The sequence below is a fragment of the Litorimonas sp. genome, assembly GCA_029936425.1.
In the GTDB taxonomy this organism is placed as follows: Bacteria; Pseudomonadota; Alphaproteobacteria; order Caulobacterales; family Maricaulaceae; genus Litorimonas.
The window spans coordinates 1-1,570 of record JAPYSU010000056.1 but is presented as its reverse complement, the minus strand read 5'-3'; the positions used below and the strand labels follow the sequence as shown (position 1 = coordinate 1,570).

Below are 1,570 nucleotides of genomic sequence, written 5' to 3'. Positions count from 1 at the left end.
GGTGAAATACCGCCGAATAAAGACATAAAAACACTGTCGGGTTTGATATATACCGTTTTTTCAGGGCTCAATGTGATTGCCAAGCTGGAGAAAAGCCCGAAAAAGTTGATGGCCCAGATTGATCAAATTGTTGGCTTGCTGGATTGATGTCCGTTGCCTGAGTCGACAAATTCGCCTTGGCCTCCCGGTGGGGATAGTAAGAAAGCGAAGCCATTTTGTTGGGTTTTCCGCACGAAATTTCCAGAACCGTCTGTTCAAAGAAGCTCTGCATGACGCATGCGCCATTGCATCAATGATGCGGTCTAAATAGCGCCGATCCCCGTTTTGCTCTTTCCTCTCTCGCCAGAATACGCCACATCCCTGTTCTTTTTGATCCTTAATGTAAATGCAAGAGCTATGCATGTGGGAGTGGTCATGCATAGCGTTTTCTCAATGAGAGCTAACAGTCTGACGAATCTGCTAGCCGGCAAGAATCGGATTGATATTGGCGCCGCCGTCAATGTTGAATTCAGCGCCGGTGACAAAGGCCGCGTCGTCAGAAGCCAGATAGGAAACCAGGCTGGCTATCTCGTCGGGCTGCGCAAAGCGCTTGAGGGGAATATTCGCCTGGAGTGCCTGGGCAAAGCCGCCAAGCTCTTCCTGTGACATGCCTGTCTTTCCGAAAATCGGGGTTTCAGTCGGACCAGGATTGACAGCATTGACCCGGATTTTTCTGGGTGCAAGCTCTGTGGCTGCTGTTCGAGTGTAAGCATTGAGTGCTGCTTTTGAAGCAGCATAAACAGCGGTCATGGGCATCCCGGTATAGGCATTGATCGATGACAAATTAATGATTGACGCCCCTTCATTGAGAACGGGAAGGAGCTTCTCAATGGTGAAGATGGCGCCTTTAAAGTTAATCCCCATTTGTTGGTCAAACATTTCTTCCGAAATCTGACCTATTGGTGCCGGTGCGAAGATGCCGGCATTAACAAACAGAATGTCGATCGTGCCAAACTCCCTCTTGACTTGATCGACCAGATTATCGATCTGGGACAGGTCCTGAACGTCAGCAACAGCACCGATAACAGAGAGGGACTCAGCAGCGGAAGACACCTTGTCAGCTGACCGGCCGGTGATCATTACTTGCGCGCCGAGTTCAGAAAACTTTTTGGCAGTGGCAAAGCCAATGCCGCTGTTGCCGCCCGTAATGACAGCCTTCTTTCCTTTCAGGTCATTCATCCTTTTTCCTTGGTTTGTGTATTTAATGCAGATCATTTCCTTTATTTAGGAATGATCGTTCCTGAAAGTATCATGACGTTATTTGGCAGGTCAAACAGGGCCTGTTTAGTGTGTAAACAAATACAGGGAAAGTGCGAATAGGATCCCATTAATGATCACAGAAGGTGCAAATCGTGGGCATTCAGGTAATAGTTGCGCTGGCACTCAGAATGCTTTCGGCGGTGCCTATATTCTGAATATTATTCAGATTTTTCTTTGGTACGAGTGTGCCTTTTGTTGAGAAAGAAAGGTTGTCCGGCTAGATAGAGTGCCCAGGAAAGGGCACAAAACTTCCGGTAGCACAGGGATGGTG

The 1,570-nt window shown here is 48.2% G+C and carries 1 protein-coding gene; it reads right to left on the bottom strand.

Annotated features, from left to right (window positions below; translation table 11 throughout):
- Positions 1–459: 459 nt before the first annotated feature.
- Positions 460–1,218, bottom strand: a complete 759-nt coding sequence (locus tag ACN0IC_RS14955; RefSeq protein WP_007151260.1) for an SDR family oxidoreductase — start codon at positions 1,216–1,218, stop codon at positions 460–462.
- Positions 1,219–1,570 lie beyond the last annotated feature (352 nt).